This window comes from Erwinia sp. 198 (assembly GCF_003937915.1).
Taxonomy (GTDB): Bacteria; Pseudomonadota; Gammaproteobacteria; order Enterobacterales; family Enterobacteriaceae; genus Erwinia; species Erwinia aeris.
This window is the reverse complement of sequence record NZ_RHUM01000006.1, coordinates 45,313-65,179: the sequence shown is the minus strand read 5'-3', so window position 1 is coordinate 65,179 and position 19,867 is coordinate 45,313. Positions and strand designations below refer to the sequence as shown.

Here is a 19,867-nt window from a genome sequence, read left to right as displayed (position 1 = left end):
GCCTCTGTCGCCAGAGGCCTTATTCAGCCGATGCAGTGGGAGAGCGCTGTCGTGCTTAATCCATAGCGCACGGCCATTTTCTCCAGCTCCGCCACCTGCGGCTTGCCGCGATTAGGGTGCATTTCCTCATAAAAACACGGCCTGTCCATCAGCGCGTATTTGCGCAGGCCGAAATCGTGATAAGGCAGCAGATCGATGCCCTGAAAACAGCGGCTGCCCTGCGTCATGCTGGCGATGGCGCGCATCATCTTTTCCGCCTCTTTCCTGCTGTCGTTCACCTCAGGTATTACCGGAATGCGGATGCGCAGCGGGATCGTCTGCGCCAGCAGGCGCGTCAGGTTCTGCCGGATGCTGCGGTTGCTGACGCCGGTGTAGCGCTGGTGCAGGACGTCGTCGGCCAGCTTAAAATCAAACAGGATCAGCTGGCTGGCCTGGCAGACCTGCCAGAGCGCGGGCCAGGCGGCAAAGCCGGAGGTTTCAACGGCGGTGTGGATCCCCTCCTGCCTGGCGCGGCACAGTAAGGCACGGGAAAAATCAGGCTGCATGGCGGCCTCACCGCCGCTGAGCGTCATCCCGCCACCTGAAGTACGGTAATAAAGCGCATCCGCCGCCACCGTGCGCATCACTTCATCGACGCTAAGCATTTTACCCACCTTGCGCAGTGCCGCCGCCGGGCACTTCTGCTCATCCGGCCAGCTTTCATAGCCGACCGCCGCCATTTTAACGGCCGATCGGCCCGGACAGTTCTGCTCGCAAGGCGCATTTGCGCAGCGTTGCCGATCGAACAGGACTTCCGGCTGCGGTGCCAGGCTTTCCGGATTGGCGCACCAGGCGCAGCGCATCTGGCACCCTTTCAGAAACACCACGGTGCGCACGCCGGGGCCGTCATGCAGAGAAAAGCGCTGAATGTTGAACACGCTCCCGCTGGCGGCCTCAGAAAGACCGGAGCTGGGTACGGCTGATGATTTCATCCTGAACCTCGCGGCTGAGTTCAACGAAAAAGGCGCTGTAGCCCGCAACCCGGATCATCAGGTTGCGATACTGCTCCGGGTTTTCCTGCGCTTTTTTCAGCGTTTCGTTATCCACGTAGCTGAACTGCATCTGTGCATTGCCCAGCAGGCTGGCGCTGCGCAGCAGAGTGATAATGCCCTGCTCGCCCTCTTCCGTATCCAGAATGCCGTGCAGCAGCTTAAAGTTGTGCACCATGCCGATCTCCATCTCTTCGACATTGATCCGGCCGACGGAATTAATGATGGCCGTTGGGCCTGCATAGTCCGTCTGCTGGGAAGGGCTGATACCGTCCGCAAGCGGCATACCGGCCAGCCGTCCGCTGGGCAGCGCGCCGGTGGACAGGCCAAACGGCGTATTGTTAGAAATAGAGAGTGTCCCGTGGGTGAATGGGCCGTACAGCATTGAGTACCGACGATGTTCGCTTTCGATAAAGCGGATCAGATCGCGCGCTATCAGATCGACCTCTTCAATATCATTACCAAATTTGGCAACGTTCAGGCAGGCGTTGCGCAGCGTTTCGTGTCCGACGAAATTATCACGCAGCGCCTGCGCCATCTGCGCTGGCGTGACCATCTGCTGCTTATAAACCAGCTCGCGCATCGCCATCATGGCGTTGGCATAGTCCGCCATTCCGGTCCAGATCAGCCCCGGCCCGTTGTTGATCGCCGCGCCACCGTGCATCACATCCTTGCCCTGCTCCAGACAGCCTTCTACCAGGCAGGAGATAAACGGCTTGGGCGCCAGCTCTTTATGCAGCTTTTGCATGATCAGCGTGGCTTCTGCGGCCTGTTTCACAATATGGCGCAGCTGTTGTCTGACCGCCTCTTCAAAGGCCTCCTGACTGGTCAGCGCGGCCGCTTCGCCGGTCTGCGGCCCTACCTGGCTACCGCTGGCGCTTCTGCCGTTATTGAGCGCCAGCTCAATAGCGCAGGTAAAGGTGGTATAGCCAACCGACGTCCACTGATAGATGCGGCCGGAACGCTGCGGCTCTACGCAGCCCATCAGGCAGTAATCGCGGGCATCGTCGTAATCGAAGCCTTTACGCAGCATCATTTTGATATGCGCGTCGTCAAAGTGACAGGCAGGGAAACCGATCCCGGCGCGGATCACTTCGACGATTTTGCGCATAAAAGGCTGCGGCGACTGGTTATGAATACGCACCGCGAGGCTTGGCTGATAAATTTTCAGCTTGCGCGAACAGTCCATAATCAGCATAGAAAGCGGATTAGTTGCGTCGCCGCCCTCGCGCTTCTGGCCGCCAACCACCAGATTGACAAAGGGCTGGTAGCCCGCAAAGTACATGGCGGAACTGGCGCTGCAAATCCACATGCACTCGGACATTTTGATCATCCAGCAGCAGAGCAGCTCTTCCGCCTGTTCCTCTGTCAGCTCGCCGCTGGCAAGATCGGCCTTTAGCAGCGGCCACAGGTACTGATCGACACGGCCAAGCGAAATGCCGGTCTGGTTTTCTTCCAGAATAAACAGCGACTGCGCAAACCAGATGGCCTGTAGCGCTTCGTAAAAGGTGGCGGGCGGCTGTTCCGGCACGCGACGGCAAATAGCGGCCAGTTTTTCCAGCTCCGCTTTGCGCTGCGCGTCCGGCGTCTGCTCAGCCAGCGTCTGCGCATAATCGGCATAGCGATTGGCGTAATCCACCACGCCCTGACAGGTTTCCATAACCGCCTGATAGAAGTAGCGCTTGTCCCGATCGTCGGGACAGGCTGGCGAAAGCCGTTCCAGCGCCGCCTGTGCTTCCCGCCGTACGCCGCCCATGCCTTTTTTCAGCAGGATGATGTCATAGCCCGGACAGGTATCGCCGCCGCCGTTTTGCGTTTTAATGCTTAAGTCACAAATGCCTTCGACGGTGCTCCATTCCCACAGCCCGGCGTGGCGCAGACGGGTTTCCGCCACCTCATCCAGCGACCGCCCCTGCCAGAAAGGGAAAATCTCTTCACGCAGTTCGCGCTTTACCTCTTCGCTGATTTCATAGGGATCCTGCGCGCGGGTGGACATGGTATCCAGCTCGTCCGCCACCCAGCGCCAGGCGATTTCTGGCGACACTTCGCCACCGCGCGCCGCGCCTGCCGGATGACTGATGATAAGCTCATCTTCTGCAATCACCAGCGGCGCCGTGCGGCACGCATGACGAAAAGCCATCGCGCGTAATAAAATAGCCGGCATCCCCGGATAGCGACGGTAAATTTCCGTGACCGCTCTGGCACGCGCTGCCGAAATAAAAGGCTTTGCCTGTAAATAACGCTCGCGCAGACGCTCAGCGCGGGGAAGAAGCCGTGTGCTTATATTTTTCATTAAAAGACCCCCATGGTAATGCAACCAATACCGATAAGCCCGATGCCCGGAACGGAATACTTATCGAGTTTATGTTGATAAACACTACTCCAACCAAATTAATAACGACTACGCCCAGCCCGGCCCAAAGGGCGCAGGCCAGCGAGATTTTTTCAGGGACAGCGATAAGAAATAACAGCAGAGCCCATAAGCGGCCAGCGCCGTAAATGCCGATGGCAGCCCGGACATGCCTTTAGACAGCGCCAGCATCATGGTGGCCGTTATTTCAGCCACGATAGCAATACAGAGAAAAAGAAAACATTTATCTTTATTCATATCTTATTAAACCACCCTGATATTTCCGGGTTTTATTTTCTTTATCATAGTGACGAACTTATAAACCCGGCATAAACACTTGCCTTTTCCCCAGGTACGCCCTGCCTGTATATTATTTGCATTGTTTATATTAACAACATGTCACACAGGCTGGGTGCGGCATGATTATGGCCAGACAGATATAACAAGAAAGGACGAGTAAAAGACAAAGCGTTAATAAAAAATCAGCGGGATGTTAAAACGATTATTAATAATAAATCCGGCAAGAAAAAAGGCCGACAAAATGATTCGTCGGCCGCTAACACATTATTTAAACCCTTTTTCACGCTTGATCAGATCGTAAGCCGCCTGGATCTCCTGCGCTTTTTGCTTCGCCATCTCCATCATCTGCGGCGGTAGCCCTTTGGCCACCAGCTTATCAGGATGGTGTTCGCTCATCAGTTTGCGATACGCGCGCTTGATGGTCGCCGCATCGTCGCTGCTTTTCACGCCCAGTACGCTACAGGCATCTTCCAGCGTTGGCCCGCGCTGCGTCTGCGCATAGCCTTGCGAACCCGCACCGTGCTGATAGCCCCCGCCGCCGAACTGCTGACCGCCCTGCATCATCCGTAAAAACTGATCGAACTGCGCATGCGAAATCCCCAGTTCCTCTGCGATAACATACAGCACCTGACGTTCGTTAGGATGGAGCGAGCCGTCGGCAAACGCGGCCTGAATCTGGATTTCCAGAAACATCCTAATCAGATCGAAGCGGCCAAAGCAGGCGCTGCGCAACTCCCGCAGTTTATCGCGCAGCGGGTAGTTGCCCTCTTTCCCCTGGCGAAAAGCCTGCTGCGCGGCCGTTCTCGCCTCGCCGTGCAGCTGCATACGATCCATCAATAATGACGCCATCTGGATGTCCGCATCGGTCACGCGGCCTTTTGACTTGGTCAGATGGCCCATAACCTGAAAGGTGGTGCTGAAAAAGAGCGCCTGACGGGTCTGCTGATTAGCAAAATAGCCCTGCCCCTGAACCGCCCGCGCTTTATCAACCAAATGCCCGAAGAGCAGGCCAATCGCCAGTCCCCAAAAGCCGGTGCCGCTTAACAAACCCAGCACAAGCCCGATTACTTTTCCCCAATAGCGCATATACTCCTCAATTCGCCATGCTGAAGGCTAAAAATTGCATTATCATACCCGTCATTTATCTCTGAGCCTAACGGCAACGCGGTCAAACAGCCTGGATAACACTAGCGCAACGCAGTTGAGTGCGTTAGTCTCTGACCGTTTGTCGGCATGATGCCAGCTATCACGGAATTTTCGATACCGCGTATGAAAAAACGACTACCTACTTTGCTGGCCACGCTTATCGGCTCAGCGCTCTACAGCCAGCAGGGTCTGGCAGATGACCTCGCCTCGCAGTGTATGCTGGGTGTACCGAGCTATAACCGGCCTCTGATTCAGGGTAAAAATACCAATGAACTGCCGGTTACTATCAACGCGGATCAAGCGAAAGGCAACTACCCTGACGACGCGGTGTTCAACGGCAACGTCGATATTCGCCAGGGCAACAGCCGTCTGCTTTCCGACGAGGTGCAGCTGCATCAGCGACAGCAGCCGGGCCAGACGACGCCGGTACGCACCGTTGACGCGCTGGGTAATGTGCAATACGACGACAATCAGGTCATCCTGAAAGGGCCGAAAGCCTGGTCGAATCTGAATACCAAAGACACTAACGTCTGGAACGGCACCTATCAAATGGTGGGCCGCCAGGGACGTGGTACCGGCGATCAGATGAAGCAGCGCGGTGAAAACCGCTATACCATACTCGAAAACGGCACCTTTACCTCCTGTCTGCCCGGCGACAACAGCTGGAGCGTCGCTGGTACGCAGGTGATCCAGGATCGTGAAGAGCAGGTAGCGGAAATCTGGAACGCCCGCTTTAAGATCGGCGCGGTGCCGGTGCTGTACAGCCCCTATCTTCAGCTACCGATTGGCGACCGCCGCCGTTCGGGCTTTTTGATCCCCAACGCGAAGTTCGGCAGCTCCAACGGCTTTGAATTTATTCTGCCTTACTACTGGAATATCGCGCCGCAGGCTGATGCCACCATCACGCCGCACTATATGAGCAAGCGCGGCCTGCAGTGGCAGAACGAATTCCGCTACCTGACCAAGGCGGGCGCGGGCCTGGTTGAATTTGATTATCTGCCGAGCGACGACCAGTACAATAAAGATGCCGCCACGCGCGGGATGACCGACGACAAAGATTCTAACCGTTGGCTCTTCTTCTGGCGGCACTCCGGCGTCTACGATCAGAACTGGCGCTTTAACGTTGATTACACCAAGGTCAGCGATCTTTACTACTTTACCGATCTGGATTCCACCTACGGCGACTCGACCGACGGCTACGTCACGCAGAAATTCAGCGTAGGTTACGCAGAGAAAAACTGGGATGCGACGCTGTCGACCAAGCAGTTCCAGATATTCTCCACTCAGACTAATAACGACGTTTACCGCGCCGAGCCGCAGTTCGATTATAACTACTATCAGAACAACGTCGGCCCGTTCGATACGCATCTCTATGCGCAGGCGGTGAAGTTTACCAACGTTAACGATAATTACCCGGATGCGACGCGTTTGCACCTGGAGCCTACTATCAACCTGCCGCTTTCCAACGGCTGGGGCAGCCTTAATACCGAAGCGAAACTGCTGGCGACGCACTATCAGCAGGATGACGTCGAGTATTACAACAACAACGTTGATACCAACAAAGTCAACCAGCTGAAAAGCAGCGTAAACCGCGTTATGCCGCAGTTTAAGGTCGACGGCAAGATGGTATTCGATCGGAATATGGACTGGTCGGAAGGCTACACGCAGACGCTGGAACCGCGTATGCAGTACCTTTATCTTCCCTATCGCGATCAGAGCACCGTACGCGCTTACGACTCAACGCTGCTGCAAAGCGACTATACCGGTCTGTTCCGCGATCGCACCTATAGCGGCCTGGATCGCATCGCTTCCGCTAATCAGCTGACCAGCGGCGTCACTACACGAATATTTGATAACGATTTGGTTGAACGTTTTAACGCTTCCATTGGTCAAATCTACTCGTTTACTCCGGCCCGTACCGGACTGGAGAACGCAGACAGCGACGATCGCGGCAGCCTGGTTTGGGCTGGCGACACCTACTGGAAGATTAGCGATCGCTGGGGCGCGCGTGGCGGTGTGCAGTACGACACCCGTATCGATAACGTTTCTCAGGGCAACGCCGTGCTGGAATATCGTCGGGATGTCGATCGCCTGGTGCAGCTGAACTATCGCTACACCAGCCCCGAATATATTCAGCAGACGCTGAGCCAGATTAAGAATCCTGGCTACCAGCAGGGAATTTCGCAGGTGGGCGCCACGGCCAGCTGGCCAATCGCCGATGCCTGGTCAGTGGTCGGCGCATGGTATTACGATACCAAGGCCAAACAGCCTGCCGATCAGCTGCTGGGCGTCCAGTACAGCTCATGCTGCTACGCTATTCGTCTGGGCTATGAACGTAAAATCACCAATTGGGAAAACGACAGCAGCACGTACGACAACAAAATTTCGTTCAACATTGAGCTGCGCGGCCTGAGCTCATCCTATGGTCTGGGCACCGGGCAAATGCTGCGACAGGGCATTCTGCCCTATCAGCGCTCTTTCTGATGTTGTGATAATTAGTATGCCAACCCGCAGTGCGGATAGAAAAATGGAAAAAGTATGAAGAACTGGAGAATGCTGATCCTGGGAGCTGCGCTCACTGCCAGCACCGCGTTTGCAGCACCGCAAGTTGTTGATAAAGTAGCCGCCGTGGTCAATAACGGCGTGGTATTAGAAAGCGATGTCGACGGCATGATGCGGTCGGTGAAAAGTCAGGCGCAGCAGGCTGGTCAGCAGCTGCCGGATGATAAAACGCTGCGTCACCAGATTGTCGAACGCCTGGTGATGGACAATATTCTGCTGCAAATGGCGAAACAGGCGGGGATCCAGATCCAGGACGATCAGCTCGATCAGGCGATTGCCAATATCGCCGCTCAGAACAAGATGAGCGTGGATCAGCTGCGTAGCCGTCTGGCCTACGACGGTATGAACTACGCCACCTATCGCGAGCAGATCCGTAAAGAGATGACCATTGCTGAAGTCCGCAACAACGAAGTGCGTCGTCGCGTGACTATTCTGCCGCAGGAAGTGGATTCGCTGGCGACGCAGGTTTCCTCACAGAACAACGCGTCTACCGAGCTGAACCTCAGCCATATTCTGCTGCCGCTGCCGGAAAACCCGACGCAGCAGCAGGTGGACGAGCAGGAAAATCTGGCGGGCCAGCTGGTTAGCCAGGCGAAGGGCGGCGCGGACTTTGGCAAGCTGGCGATCACCTATTCTGCCGATCCGCAGGCGCTGAAAGGCGGCAATATGGGCTGGGGCCGCATCCAGGAACTGCCTTCACTGTTCGCGCAGTCACTGGTCACGGCGAAGAAAGGCGATATAATCGGCCCAATCCGTTCCGGCGTAGGCTTCCATATCCTGAAAGTGAACGACATTCGCGGCGACAAACAGAACATCTCCGTGACCGAAGTGCACGCTCGTCATATTCTGCTCAAGCCGTCGCCGGTAATGACGGACGATCAGGCGCGCCAAAAGCTGACGCAGGTTGCGGCTGAAATCAACAGCGGCAAAACTACCTTCGCGCAGGCCGCTAAACAGCTTTCTCAGGATCCCGGCTCCGCCAACCAGGGCGGCGATCTTGGCTGGAGCTCGCCAGAGGTGTACGATCCTGCCTTCCGCGACGCGCTGCTGAAACTGAAAAAAGGCCAAATGAGCGCGCCGGTGCACTCCTCTTTCGGCTGGCACCTGATCCAGCTGATGGATACGCGCCAGGTTGATAAAACCGACGCGGCGCAGAAAGAGCGGGCTTACCGTCTGTTGTTTAACCGTAAATTTGCAGAAGAAGCGCAAACCTGGATGCAGGAGCAGCGCGCCTCTGCCTATGTGAAAATCCTGGATGCCAATGCTCAGTAATATGCGCGTGGCGATCACTCCCGGCGAACCCGCCGGGATTGGTCCCGATGTCACACTACAACTGGCCCAGCGTGACTGGCCAGTTGAACTGGTCGTCGTCGCCGATCCAGCTTTGCTGCGCGAGCGCGCGGCAAAGCTGGGCCTCCCTCTGACGCTGCGTGACTATCAGCCGGGCGTCGCTGCCCGACCGCAGGCTGCCGGCACCCTGACCGTGCTGCCCGTTACCGCGCCGCAGCCGGTAAAAGCCGGCGAGCTTTGCGTCGCCAACGGGCACTACGTGCTGGATACGCTGGCTCGCGCCTGCGACGGCTGCCTTAACGGCGAATTTGCGGCGCTGGTTACCGGGCCGGTGCACAAGGGCGTGATCAACGACGCGGGTATCCCGTTCAGCGGCCATACCGAGTTTTTCGCCGAGCGCGCGGGCCGTGCCCGCGTGGTGATGATGCTGGCGACGGAAGAGCTACGGGTCGCGCTGGCGACCACGCATCTGCCGTTAAAAGACGTCTCCGCCGCTATTACCCGCGACAGCCTGCATGAGGTGATTAACATCCTGCATGCCGATCTGCAAAGCAAGTTCGGTCTGGCGCAGCCGCATATTTTTGTCTGCGGCCTGAATCCGCACGCCGGCGAAGGCGGCCATATGGGACGTGAAGAAATTGACGTTATCATTCCGGCGCTCGACGAGCTGCGGCGCAGCGGCATCCAACTGACCGGCCCGCTGCCGGCGGACACGCTGTTTCAGCCCAAATATCTTCAACATGCCGATGCGGTTCTGGCGATGTATCATGACCAGGGCCTGCCGGTACTGAAATACCAGGGCTTCGGGCGAGCGGTGAATATCACGCTTGGCCTGCCTTTTATCCGCACCTCCGTTGACCACGGCACCGCTTTAGAGCTGGCCGGCCAGGGCAACGCGGATGCGGGCAGCTTTATTACGGCGCTTAACCTCGCCATTACCATGATTAAGAGCAGTAATGAATAATCGCGTCCATCAGGGCCACTTCGCCCGCAAACGTTTTGGCCAGAACTTCCTTAACGATCAGTACATTATTGACAGCATCGTTTCCGCCATCCACCCTCAGCCCGGCGAAGCGGTGGTCGAAATCGGCCCCGGTCTGGGCGCGTTAACCGAACCGGTTGGCGACAGGCTGGAAGCGATGACGGTGATCGAACTCGACCGCGATCTGGCTGCTCGTTTGCAGACCCATCCGTTTTTAGGGCCAAAGCTGACGATTTTCCAGCAGGACGCCATGACCTTTGATTTCGCAGCCTACGCGCGTGAGAAAGGCCAGTCTCTGCGCGTCTTCGGCAATCTGCCCTATAACATCTCTACCCCGTTGATGTTCCACCTTTTCAGCTATACTGATGCGATCCGCGACATGCACTTTATGTTGCAGAAAGAGGTGGTCAACCGGCTGGTTGCCGGGCCGGGCAGCAAAGCCTACGGTCGCCTGACGGTAATGGCGCAGTATTACTGCCAGGTGATCCCGGTGCTGGAAGTACCGCCGGAATCCTTTACGCCTGCGCCGAAAGTGGAGTCCGCCGTGGTTCGTCTGGTGCCTCACGCCACGATTCTGAATCCGGTGCAGGATCTTAAAGTCCTCAGCAGGATCACCACCGAAGCGTTCGGCAAACGCCGTAAAACGTTGCGCAACAGCCTTGGCCATCTGTTTACGCTGGAAGCGCTGCAGGAGATGAATATCGATCCGACGCTGCGCGCGGAAAACATCTCCGTAGCCCAGTACTGCCAGCTGGCCAACTGGCTGTCTGCGCATCCTCAACAGACGCCGCAGGAGAGTTAAACATGGATACGCCCCGAGTTTGTGTGCATGTACAAAGCGCTTATATTGCGTCGCAATCCGCGCCGGAAGAGAACCGCTACGTTTTTGCCTACACCATTACCATTCGTAATTTGGGGCGTCATGCCGTTCAACTGCTGGGCCGCTACTGGCTGATTACCAACGGCAACGGCCGCGAAACGGAAGTCCAGGGCGAAGGCGTTATTGGCGAACAGCCGCACATCGCGCCCGCTGGCGAATTTCAGTACACCAGCGGTGCCGTGCTGGAAACCCCTATGGGCACCATGCAGGGACACTATGAGATGATCGACAGCGAAGGCGAAGCTTTCCGCGTGGCGATCCCCGTGTTCCGGTTGGCCATCCCCAGCCACATACACTAATTCTGATTGCGATCCGGGCGCTGGTCCGGCGCTGAGGTTCGGATTGTTGATGAGCACTTACCTGATTGGCGATATTCACGGCTGCTACGATGAGCTTCGTTCACTGCTGGACCAGGTAGCTTTCGATCCTGCCCGGGACAGCCTGTGGCTGACGGGCGATCTGGTTGCTCGCGGCCCCGCTTCGCTGGAAGTCCTGCGCTACGTTCGCTCATTGGGCGATGCGGTGAAAGTGGTGCTGGGCAATCACGATCTGCATTTATTGGCCGTGTTTGCCGGCATCAGCCGCAACAAGCCAAAGGACAAACTGACGCCGCTGCTGGAAGCGGAAGACGCCGACGATCTGATTAACTGGCTGCGCCGCCAGCCGCTGATCCAGGTCGATGAAGAGAAGAAGCTGGTGATGGCGCACGCGGGCATCACGCCGCAGTGGGATTTGGCTACGGCGCAAAGCTGCGCCCGCGAGGTCGAGGCGGTGCTCTCCAGCGATACCTATCCGCTGTTTCTGGATGCAATGTATGGCGATATGCCCAACAACTGGACGCCGGAGCTGACCGGGCTGGCTCGCCTGCGCTTCAGCACCAATGCGCTGACCCGGATGCGCTTCTGCTTTCCTAACGGTCAGTTGGATATGATCTGCAAAGATACGCCCGATTCGGCGCCCGCCCCGTTAAAGCCGTGGTTTGCTATTTCGGGGCCGGTATCGCGCGACTACACCATTGCGTTTGGTCACTGGGCTTCGCTGGAAGGAAAAGGCACGCCGGAAAATATTCTGGCGCTGGATACCGGCTGCTGCTGGGGCGGCGCGCTGACGATGCTGCGCTGGGAAGATAAAACCTGGTTTACTCAGCATTCCAACCGCGAGCGTGCGCTGGAACAATAACGAAAAAGGGCGGAGATTATCCGCCCTTTTTGTTAACGTCGATCCAGAATTTCAAAGCAGTAGCTGTGCGTGTTTTTCTCGTCAGCGTCGTGAAATTCGCTAAAGGTCGATTGCCACTCGTCCGGCTCGTAGTCCGGGAAAACCGTATCCCCTTCCACTTCCGCATCAATATGCGTCAGATACAGACGATCGGCCCGCGACAGCAGCTGCTCATAGACGCGGCCGCCGCCAATTACCATGATCTCTTCCACTTCACCCGCCGCTTTCAGCGCTTCCTCAATGGAAGTGACCCAGCTCACGCCTTCCGCGTCGCCCTGCTGGCTGCTGATCACAATATTCAGCCTGTCCGGCAGCGGACGGCCGATCGACTCAAAGGTGCGACGTCCCATAATGACCGGTTTGTTCAGGGTGTGCTTTTTAAACCAGGCCAAATCGGCTGGCAGATGCCACGGCATGGCATTTTCCATCCCGATAACGCGGTCGGTCGCCATGGCTGCAATCAGGCTTATCATCTGAGAATACTCACAAGGTGTAAAATTGGCGCCATCATACGGAAAGGCGAAAGTTTCGTCGATAGCAAAACCAGGCGAATTAAGTAAAGGTTTATCGACGGCGTGTTATTTATTAGCGCTTCAGGCTAAAATAGCCACGGCAAACCCTTTGGGGTTTCTCTCTTCTGCTGAATTCTGAGAACACCATGTTAGAAACCAGTTTACTTATCGTCACTATTGCGACGCTGGGCATGCTTTCGCCCGGCCCCGATTTTTTTCTGATTATCAAAAATGCCGCGCGCTATCCACGCCGTGCCGCGCTGATGACGGCGCTTGGCGTTAACTGCGCCGTGGCGACGCATATGGCCTATTGCGTCGCCGGGCTGGCGGTGGTGATCACCACCACGCCGTGGCTGTTTATGCTGCTGAAGTATGCCGGGGCGGCTTATCTGATCTACGTCGGTATTCAGGCGCTGCTTTCACGCGGCGGCGGTAAGATGGATCTCAGCAACGTTGCGGCGGAAAGCACCTCGTTAAAGAAAGCCTTTATGCAGGGCTACCTTTGCAATCTGCTGAACCCGAAGGCCACGCTGTTTTTCCTGTCGATGTTTACGCAGGTGCTGAACGTGCATTCCAGCCTGGGCGAGAAAATTTGGTATGCAGGCATTATTATCACGCTCTCTTCCATCTGGTGGCCGACGCTGGTGGCGCTGATCCAAAGCCCGCCCGTACGCCGTGGCCTGGCCCGTGCGCAGAAGTTGATCGACAGGCTGCTGGGCACCGTGCTGATCGCTTTCGGCATTAAAGTCGCGCTCTCCTGATTATCAGGAAAGAAGCAAAGGCCCGGTTGGCATTGTTGCCAACCGGGCCTTTTTACTTTGCGACTTTAGCGACAATACGGCAGCAAAAATACCCGCTTCCCACGCGTCGGACGGGCTAAGATCGCAGGCTTATTCCACGATGGGTTACCTGACGAGCTTTCCGGCCGGCGTCGCCTGACGTTTAAACTCGTCTTTCGCTTTTTGTAACTGTCGCATAAAGCTCTCATCAGCATGCAGACGCGCCACGATAGCCCCGCCGACGATGCGCGCGGCGTTAACATCGCTCTGCCAGTGATAGCCGCAAATCACCCGGCTCTGGCCCATTTCATAGCCGCGCCTGAGGATTTCATCCTGTCTGTCGGGGTTGATTTCCGTCAGCACCAGCGCCGTAGCCCAGCCAATGGTCGTATGCCCGGAAGGATAAGCGCCGTTGGTAGACAGCTCCTGCTGCTGATCGGTGCGGCAGGTCGGTTCCTGATAAAAAGCAAAGGGACGAATGCGCATATAGCGAATTTTGGCGCTGCGGGTGGCCAAATCGCCGGCGTCCTCACGCATTTTCATCACCAGCCGATAAAGCTCCGGCGTTTTGCTCTTGCTGATTTCTCGTCCGAACGCGCCGGAAAAAGCCGCGGCCACGCCATCGCCTGCCACATGCGCATCTTGCCATGCCTGCTTGCCTCGGGGCGTATCGCGCAGGCTTTTGCCCAGCTCGTATTGCGCTTTGTCGTTGAGAAACTCGATGCTGTCCGTAGCAGGCGGCGGGGGCAACAGCCTCAGGCTGTCGGGGGATTGCGCCTCCTGCAGGAAATAAAAGTCAGGTTGCGTGGTGACGTCTTTCGCCGCAAAGGCCTGCGAAAAAAAGGCCATGCAGGCCAGAGCTATTAAGCGTTTTTTCATTGTTTCATCCCTGATGTTGAGTAAAAGCGCCGACGGTTCGGCAACGGGACAAGCCTATAGCATTTTTTGACGAATCAACTTTAAAGGCGTCACAAAACGGGTTATTGGGGCGGAAACACGGCGGAAATAAAAAAATCCCCGCGGTGGCGGGGATTGGAGGAAGAGAACGCTTTAAGCCTGTTTGATCTGCGCGTGCATTTCCTGCACGGAAATCACCTGCTCGGTCGGATCGGCATTCAGCGACATAGCCGTTGCGAAACCGCCGTTCAGCGTGGTGTCGTAGTGCACCTTGTACTGCAATGCGCTGCGGCGGATCAATTTGGAATCCTCAATTGCCTGGCGTCCGGCCGTGGTGTTAACAATGTAGGCATATTCCCCGTTTTTCAGGCGATCCTGGATATGTGGACGGCCTTCATGCACCTTGTTAACCAGACGCGGATTGATGCCCGCTTCGCCCAGCACTACCGCCGTGCCGTGAGTGGCGTCCAGTTCAAAGCCCAGTTTTTGCAGCTTGGCGGCCAGATCCACAATACGCTTTTTGTCGCCTTCGCGAACGGAGAGCAGCGCGCGGCCGCTTTTCTTCATATTGCTTTGCGCGCCCAGCATCGCTTTCGAGAAAGCTTCGGCAAAGGTGCGGCCCACGCCCATGACTTCGCCGGTGGAGCGCATTTCCGGGCCAAGGATAGGATCGACGCCCTGGAATTTATTAAACGGCAGCACCACTTCTTTCACCGAGTAATAAGGCGGGATCACTTCTTCCGTTACGCCCTGCTCAGCCAGCGTTTTGCCCGCCATCACGCGCGCGGCGACTTTCGCCAGCGGCACGCCGGTGGCTTTAGAGACAAACGGCACGGTACGCGCGGCGCGAGGGTTAACCTCAATCAGATAGACTTCGTTATCTTTTACCGCGAACTGCACGTTCATCAGCCCGCGCACGCAAAGCTCAAAGGCCAGTTTTTCGACCTGCTGACGCATCACGTTCTGGATCTCTTTACTCAGCGTGTAGGCCGGCAGTGAACAGGCCGAGTCGCCGGAGTGCACGCCAGCCTGCTCGATGTGTTCCATGATGCCGCCTATCAGCACGCGCTCGCCGTCGCAGATGGCGTCAACGTCCACTTCCACCGCGTCGTCCAGGAAGCGATCCAGCAGCACCGGCGCATCGTTGGAAACGGAAACCGCCGTCTGGAAATAGCGCTTCAGGTCAACTTCGTCATAGACGATTTCCATCGCCCGGCCGCCCAGCACGTAGGAAGGACGCACCACCAGCGGATAGCCGATAGCCACCGCTTTTTCTACCGCCTGTTCCAGCGCCGTGACCGTTGCGTTGGCCGGCTGCTTCAGGCCCAGGCGATCCACCGCCTGCTGAAAACGCTCGCGGTCTTCGGCGCGGTCAATTGCATCCGGGCTGGTGCCGATAACCGGTACGCCTGCGGCTTCCAGCGCGCGCGCCAGCTTCAGCGGCGTCTGACCGCCATACTGCACGATCACGCCTTTTGGCTTCTCGATACGCACGATTTCCAGCACGTCTTCCAGCGTGACCGGCTCAAAGTAAAGACGGTCAGAGGTATCGTAATCGGTAGAGACGGTTTCCGGGTTGCAGTTAACCATAATGGTTTCATAGCCATCTTCGCGCAGCGCCAGCGCGGCGTGTACGCAGCAGTAGTCAAACTCGATGCCCTGACCGATACGGTTTGGCCCGCCGCCCAGCACCATGATCTTGTCGCGATCCTGATTGGGATTGGCTTCGCACTCTTCTTCATAGGTGGAGTACATATAGGCGGTGTCGGTAGAGAACTCTGCCGCGCAGGTATCCACGCGTTTGTAAACCGGGTGCAAATTATACTGCTGGCGCAGCTTGCGCACTTCGGATTCGGCTACGCCAGCCAGCACGGCCAGGCGCGCGTCGGCAAAGCCCTTACGCTTCAGCGTGCGCAGGAAGTCGGCAGTCAGGCCGTTGATGCCTTCGCGGGCCACCTGCTCTTCCAGGCGCACCAGCTCTTCGATCTGCACCAGGAACCAACGGTCGATGTTGGTCAGGTTGAAAACGCCGTCCACGGACATGCCCGCGCGGAACGCGTCGGCCACGTACCAGATACGGTCACAGCCGGCATCTTTCAGCTCACGGCGAATAGTGGTCAGCGCTTCCGCATCGTTCAGGTCGACTTTCGGGTCGAAACCGTGCGCGCCAACTTCCAGGCCGCGCAGCGCTTTCTGCATTGATTCCTGCAGGGTACGACCAATCGCCATCACTTCGCCCACGGACTTCATCTGCGTGGTCAGACGATCGTTGGTGCCCGCAAATTTTTCAAAGTTGAAGCGAGGGATTTTGGTGACGACATAGTCGATGGAAGGCTCAAACGAGGCCGGCGTGCGGCCGCCGGTGATATCGTTCATCAGCTCGTCCAGCGTATAGCCGACGGCCAGCTTGGCGGCGATTTTCGCAATCGGGAAGCCGGTCGCTTTAGAAGCCAGCGCTGAAGAGCGGGAAACGCGCGGGTTCATTTCGATAATGATCAGACGACCGTTTTCCGGGTTTACCGAGAACTGGACGTTGGAGCCGCCGGTTTCCACGCCGATTTCACGCAGTACCGCCATCGAGGCGTTACGCATGACCTGATACTCTTTGTCCGTCAGCGTCTGCGCAGGCGCTACGGTGATGGAGTCGCCGGTGTGGATGCCCATCGCGTCAAAGTTTTCAATCGAGCAGACAATGATGCAGTTGTCGTTTTTATCACGCACCACTTCCATTTCATACTCTTTCCAGCCGATCAGCGATTCATCAATCAGCAGCTCGTTGGTTGGCGACAGGTCCAGACCGCGCTCGCAAATCTCTTCAAATTCTTCGCGGTTGTAAGCGATACCGCCGCCGCTGCCGCCCATGGTAAAGGAGGGACGGATAATGCACGGGAAGCCGACGTCTTCAGCAACCTTCAGCGCCTCTTCCATAGTGTGGGCGATACCGGAACGCGCGGTTTCAAGGCCGATTTTCTTCATCGCCTTATCGAAACGCTGGCGGTCTTCCGCTTTATCAATGGCATCCGCCGTGGCGCCAATCATGGTGACGTTGAACTCTTCCAGCACGCCCTGACGCTCCAGCTCCAGCGCGCAGTTCAGCGCGGTCTGGCCGCCCATGGTTGGCAGTACGGCATCCGGACGCTCTTTCTCAATGATTTTGCGCACCACTTCCCAGTGAATCGGTTCGATGTAGGTGGCATCGGCCATTTCCGGGTCGGTCATGATGGTTGCCGGGTTGGAATTCACCAGGATAACGCGATAGCCCTCTTCGCGCAGCGCTTTACAGGCCTGCGCGCCAGAGTAGTCAAATTCACAGGCCTGGCCGATAACGATCGGACCCGCGCCCAGGATCAGGATACTTTTTATGTCGGTACGTTTTGGCATTCTTTCGCTCCTGATTATTTATTTGAACGGTAGGCTTCGATCAGTTCGATAAAGTGATCGAACAGCGGTGCGGCGTCGTGCGGGCCCGGGCTGGCTTCGGGATGGCCCTGGAAGCTGAACGCCGGCTTATCCGTGCGATGAATGCCCTGCACCGTGTGGTCAAACAGCGAGGTATGGGTAATACGCAGGTTCGCTGGCAGGTTGTTGTTGTCTACGGCAAAACCGTGGTTTTGCGCGGTGATCATCACGGTATTGTTATCGTGATCTTTCACCGGATGGTTACCGCCGTGATGGCCCAGCTTCATCTTCACCGTTTTCACATCGCTGGCCAGCGCCAGCAGCTGATGGCCCAGGCAGATGCCGAATACCGGGATCTCCGTGTCCAGGAAAGTTTTAATCGCGGCGATAGCGTAGTCGCAGGGTTCCGGATCGCCAGGGCCGTTAGAGAGGAAGATCCCGTCCGGGTTCATCTTCATCACTTCTTCCGCTGGCGTTTGCGCCGGGACAACCGTCAGGCGACAGCCACGATCCACCAGCATCCGCAGGATATTGCGCTTCACGCCGTAATCGTAGGCCACCACGTGGAAAGGCAACTCTTCTTCTTTCTTTGGCGCAGGCAGGCCGTCCAGCGTCCAGCTGCCCTGTAGCCACTTGTAGGTTTCCTGCGTGGTGACTTCTTTCGCCAGATCCATACCCTTCAGGCCTGGAAAAGCTTTTGCTTTTTGCAGCGCCAGCTCGGCATCCGGCGCGTCGCCTGCGATGATGCAGCCGTTCTGCGCGCCTTTTTCACGCAGCAGACGGGTCAGCTTACGCGTGTCGATATCGGCAATGGCGACGATATTCAGACGTTTCAGGTAAGCGGAAAGCCCCTCTTCATTACGGAAGTTGCTGGCGATTAACGGCAGGTCGCGGATAACCAGACCTTCGGCATGAACCTGAGCAGATTCTTCATCGGCGATATTGGTGCCGACATTACCGATATGAGGATAAGTGAGAGTAACAATCTGGCGGGAATAGGAAGGATCAGTGAGGATTTCTTGATAACCGGTCATTGAAGTGTTGAAAACAACTTCACCCACTGCCGTTCCTGTTGCCCCGATGGCCCGACCGTGGAATTGGGTTCCGTCTTCCAGAACCAATAGCGCTGACTTAATCAAAACATCCTCCAGAGAATAAACAGTCACATTATTTGCATATTAATTCAGGATACACCTTTAGATCAATGCAAAACCTGCCTGCCTGCTCGATTTTTGGCAAATTGCGCGCATTCTAATGATCGCCCCCGCTGATGTCTACCCTGAGCCGTAGTTTTTCATAGTTTTTTGCGCCACTGGTGTAAAAAGCTGATGATATCCACCAAAAACAGTAGCTATCGCGGCAATAAAAACGGTTGCCTGACGAAATGAATGGGAAAAATCCAGATAGACTGAAAAATAATGGACCAAATGGTCAAAATTAATAACGCAACCCTATAAAAATGCAGAAAACAGCATAAAATACACCTCTAACACTAAAAATAACCCAAGAAGGATTTATATACAAAAATAAAAAAGGGTAGAAAAACTACCCATTAAAAACAATAAATTATGAATGCTTCTTCATTTTTTATGATAAAGATTTATCGATATTAAGCACGCTTCTCATATCAAATAGACCCTCTTTACTCACAAAAACCCAGCAGGCAGCACGAATAGCGCCTTTAGCAAACGTCATGCGGCTTGAGGCCTTATGCGTTATCTCTACACGTTCGCCGATATCCGCAAACAGCGCCGTGTGCTCGCCAACAATATCGCCTGCCCGTACGGTAGCAAAACCAATGGTTTGTGGCTTACGTTCGCCGGTGTGCCCCTCCCGACTGTAGACCGCATGCTCTTTCAGATCCCAGTCCATGGCATCCGCTATCGCTTCGCCCATCGCCAGCGCGGTGCCGGAAGGTGCATCAACTTTATGGCGATGGTGCGCTTCAATAATTTCGATGTCCGCATAATCGCCCATCACCTGCGCGGCCTGCTCCAGCAGCTTCAGCACCAGATTGACGCCCACGCTGAAGTTGGCGGCAAAAACGATGGCTATCTCTTGCGCAGCCGCGCCGATCGCCGCTTTACCGGCCTCGTCAAAACCGGTGGTGCCGATGACCATCGCTTTTTTGTGCTGACGACAAAACGCCAGATATTCCAGCGTGCCTTCGGGACGGGTAAAGTCGATCAGCACATCAAATTCATCGGCAACCAGCCGATCGCTGACCTTCACGCCCAGCGTGCCGGTTCCGGCCAGCTCGCCCGCGTCGATGCCGACTAAAGAAGAGCCGTTACGCACCAGCGCCGCTCCCACGCAAACGCCTTCTGCTTCGTGGGCGGCCTGAATTAACTGACGCCCCATGCGTCCCGCTGCGCCAACAATAGCCAGACGGATCTGTGCCTCATTCATAATATTTCCTTTAAGTCTGTGCATACAAAACGAAGACAGGTTAACGACGCGCCAGGCTCTGCGCCACCCCAAAAGCGGTCGGATAAGAATTTTGTGCCGGGCCGGAAAGATTATC

General features: G+C 56.3%; 16 protein-coding genes. 7 read left to right on the top strand and 9 right to left on the bottom strand.

The window, feature by feature from the left end:
* Window positions 1–23 precede the first annotated feature (23 nt).
* The 4 genes from EGK14_RS10070 to djlA all read right to left on the bottom strand — a co-directional run bounded on the left by EGK14_RS10070 (window position 24) and on the right by djlA (window position 4,764).
* Window positions 24–971 carry a glycyl-radical enzyme activating protein gene (locus tag EGK14_RS10070; RefSeq protein WP_125288963.1) on the bottom strand — a complete coding sequence of 316 codons (948 nt, stop codon included), beginning with the start codon at window positions 969–971 and terminating at the stop codon, window positions 24–26.
* A complete protein-coding gene (gene cutC / locus EGK14_RS10065) occupies window positions 934–3,312 on the bottom strand; it encodes a choline trimethylamine-lyase (protein WP_125289146.1) in 2,379 nt (792 codons plus the stop codon). The genes EGK14_RS10070 and cutC overlap by 38 nt, the downstream gene beginning before the upstream one ends.
* A 117-nt stretch (window positions 3,313–3,429) precedes the next feature.
* Window positions 3,430–3,636, bottom strand: coding sequence for an SMR family transporter (locus EGK14_RS10060; RefSeq protein WP_125288962.1), 207 nt, complete (start codon window positions 3,634–3,636; stop codon window positions 3,430–3,432).
* A 306-nt stretch (window positions 3,637–3,942) separates the two neighbouring features.
* Window positions 3,943–4,764, bottom strand: a complete 822-nt coding sequence (gene djlA / locus EGK14_RS10055) for a co-chaperone DjlA (protein WP_125288961.1) — start codon at window positions 4,762–4,764, stop codon at window positions 3,943–3,945.
* Between the two features lie 147 nt (window positions 4,765–4,911).
* Between djlA and lptD the strand changes: the two genes are divergently transcribed.
* The 6 genes from lptD to apaH are packed head-to-tail and all read left to right on the top strand — an operon-like array spanning window position 4,912 to window position 11,717.
* Window positions 4,912–7,308 carry an LPS assembly protein LptD gene (lptD, locus tag EGK14_RS10050; protein ID WP_125288960.1) on the top strand — a complete coding sequence of 799 codons (2,397 nt, stop codon included), beginning with the start codon at window positions 4,912–4,914 and terminating at the stop codon, window positions 7,306–7,308.
* Window positions 7,309–7,362: 54 nt separating this feature from the next.
* The gene (gene surA, locus EGK14_RS10045) at window positions 7,363–8,658 is read left to right on the top strand and encodes a peptidylprolyl isomerase SurA (protein ID WP_125288959.1); all 1,296 of its coding nucleotides are present in this window, start codon (window positions 7,363–7,365) and stop codon (window positions 8,656–8,658) included.
* Window positions 8,648–9,640, top strand: coding sequence for a 4-hydroxythreonine-4-phosphate dehydrogenase PdxA (gene pdxA / locus EGK14_RS10040; protein WP_125288958.1), 993 nt, complete (start codon window positions 8,648–8,650; stop codon window positions 9,638–9,640). Before surA ends, pdxA begins: the two co-directional genes overlap by 11 nt.
* Window positions 9,633–10,460, top strand: a complete 828-nt coding sequence (gene rsmA, locus EGK14_RS10035; protein ID WP_125288957.1) for a 16S rRNA (adenine(1518)-N(6)/adenine(1519)-N(6))-dimethyltransferase RsmA — start codon at window positions 9,633–9,635, stop codon at window positions 10,458–10,460. The genes pdxA and rsmA overlap by 8 nt, the downstream gene beginning before the upstream one ends.
* 2 nt (window positions 10,461–10,462) lie before the next feature.
* Window positions 10,463–10,837: a Co2+/Mg2+ efflux protein ApaG gene (apaG, locus tag EGK14_RS10030; protein ID WP_125288956.1), complete on the top strand. Its 375-nt coding sequence runs from the start codon at window positions 10,463–10,465 to the stop codon at window positions 10,835–10,837.
* Window positions 10,838–10,886: 49 nt separating this feature from the next.
* Window positions 10,887–11,717 (top strand): bis(5'-nucleosyl)-tetraphosphatase (symmetrical) ApaH, encoded by an 831-nt coding sequence (apaH, locus tag EGK14_RS10025; RefSeq protein WP_125288955.1) that lies wholly within the window; start codon window positions 10,887–10,889, stop codon window positions 11,715–11,717.
* Window positions 11,718–11,749: 32 nt separating this feature from the next.
* On the opposite strand, the gene folA is transcribed toward apaH, so the two are convergent.
* Window positions 11,750–12,229, bottom strand: coding sequence for a type 3 dihydrofolate reductase (gene folA / locus EGK14_RS10020; RefSeq protein WP_125288954.1), 480 nt, complete (start codon window positions 12,227–12,229; stop codon window positions 11,750–11,752).
* Window positions 12,230–12,414: 185 nt separating this feature from the next.
* Between folA and EGK14_RS10015 the strand changes: the two genes are divergently transcribed.
* Complete coding sequence (locus tag EGK14_RS10015) at window positions 12,415–13,029, top strand: LysE family transporter (protein WP_125288953.1); 615 nt, start codon at window positions 12,415–12,417, stop codon at window positions 13,027–13,029.
* Between the two features lie 144 nt (window positions 13,030–13,173).
* Here the strand turns inward: EGK14_RS10015 and EGK14_RS10010 are convergent, their stop codons facing one another.
* The 4 genes from EGK14_RS10010 to dapB all read right to left on the bottom strand — a co-directional run bounded on the left by EGK14_RS10010 (window position 13,174) and on the right by dapB (window position 19,752).
* Entirely contained in the window at window positions 13,174–13,926 is a 753-nt protein-coding gene (locus EGK14_RS10010) for a phosphatase PAP2 family protein (RefSeq protein WP_125288952.1), read from the bottom strand.
* A gap of 171 nt (window positions 13,927–14,097) precedes the next feature.
* Entirely contained in the window at window positions 14,098–17,325 is a 3,228-nt protein-coding gene (carB, locus tag EGK14_RS10005) for a carbamoyl-phosphate synthase large subunit (protein ID WP_125288951.1), read from the bottom strand.
* Between the two features lie 14 nt (window positions 17,326–17,339).
* Complete coding sequence (gene carA / locus EGK14_RS10000; protein ID WP_199746418.1) at window positions 17,340–18,482, bottom strand: glutamine-hydrolyzing carbamoyl-phosphate synthase small subunit; 1,143 nt, start codon at window positions 18,480–18,482, stop codon at window positions 17,340–17,342.
* Between the two features lie 448 nt (window positions 18,483–18,930).
* A complete protein-coding gene (dapB, locus tag EGK14_RS09995; RefSeq protein ID WP_125288949.1) occupies window positions 18,931–19,752 on the bottom strand; it encodes a 4-hydroxy-tetrahydrodipicolinate reductase in 822 nt (273 codons plus the stop codon).
* Window positions 19,753–19,867 lie beyond the last annotated feature (115 nt).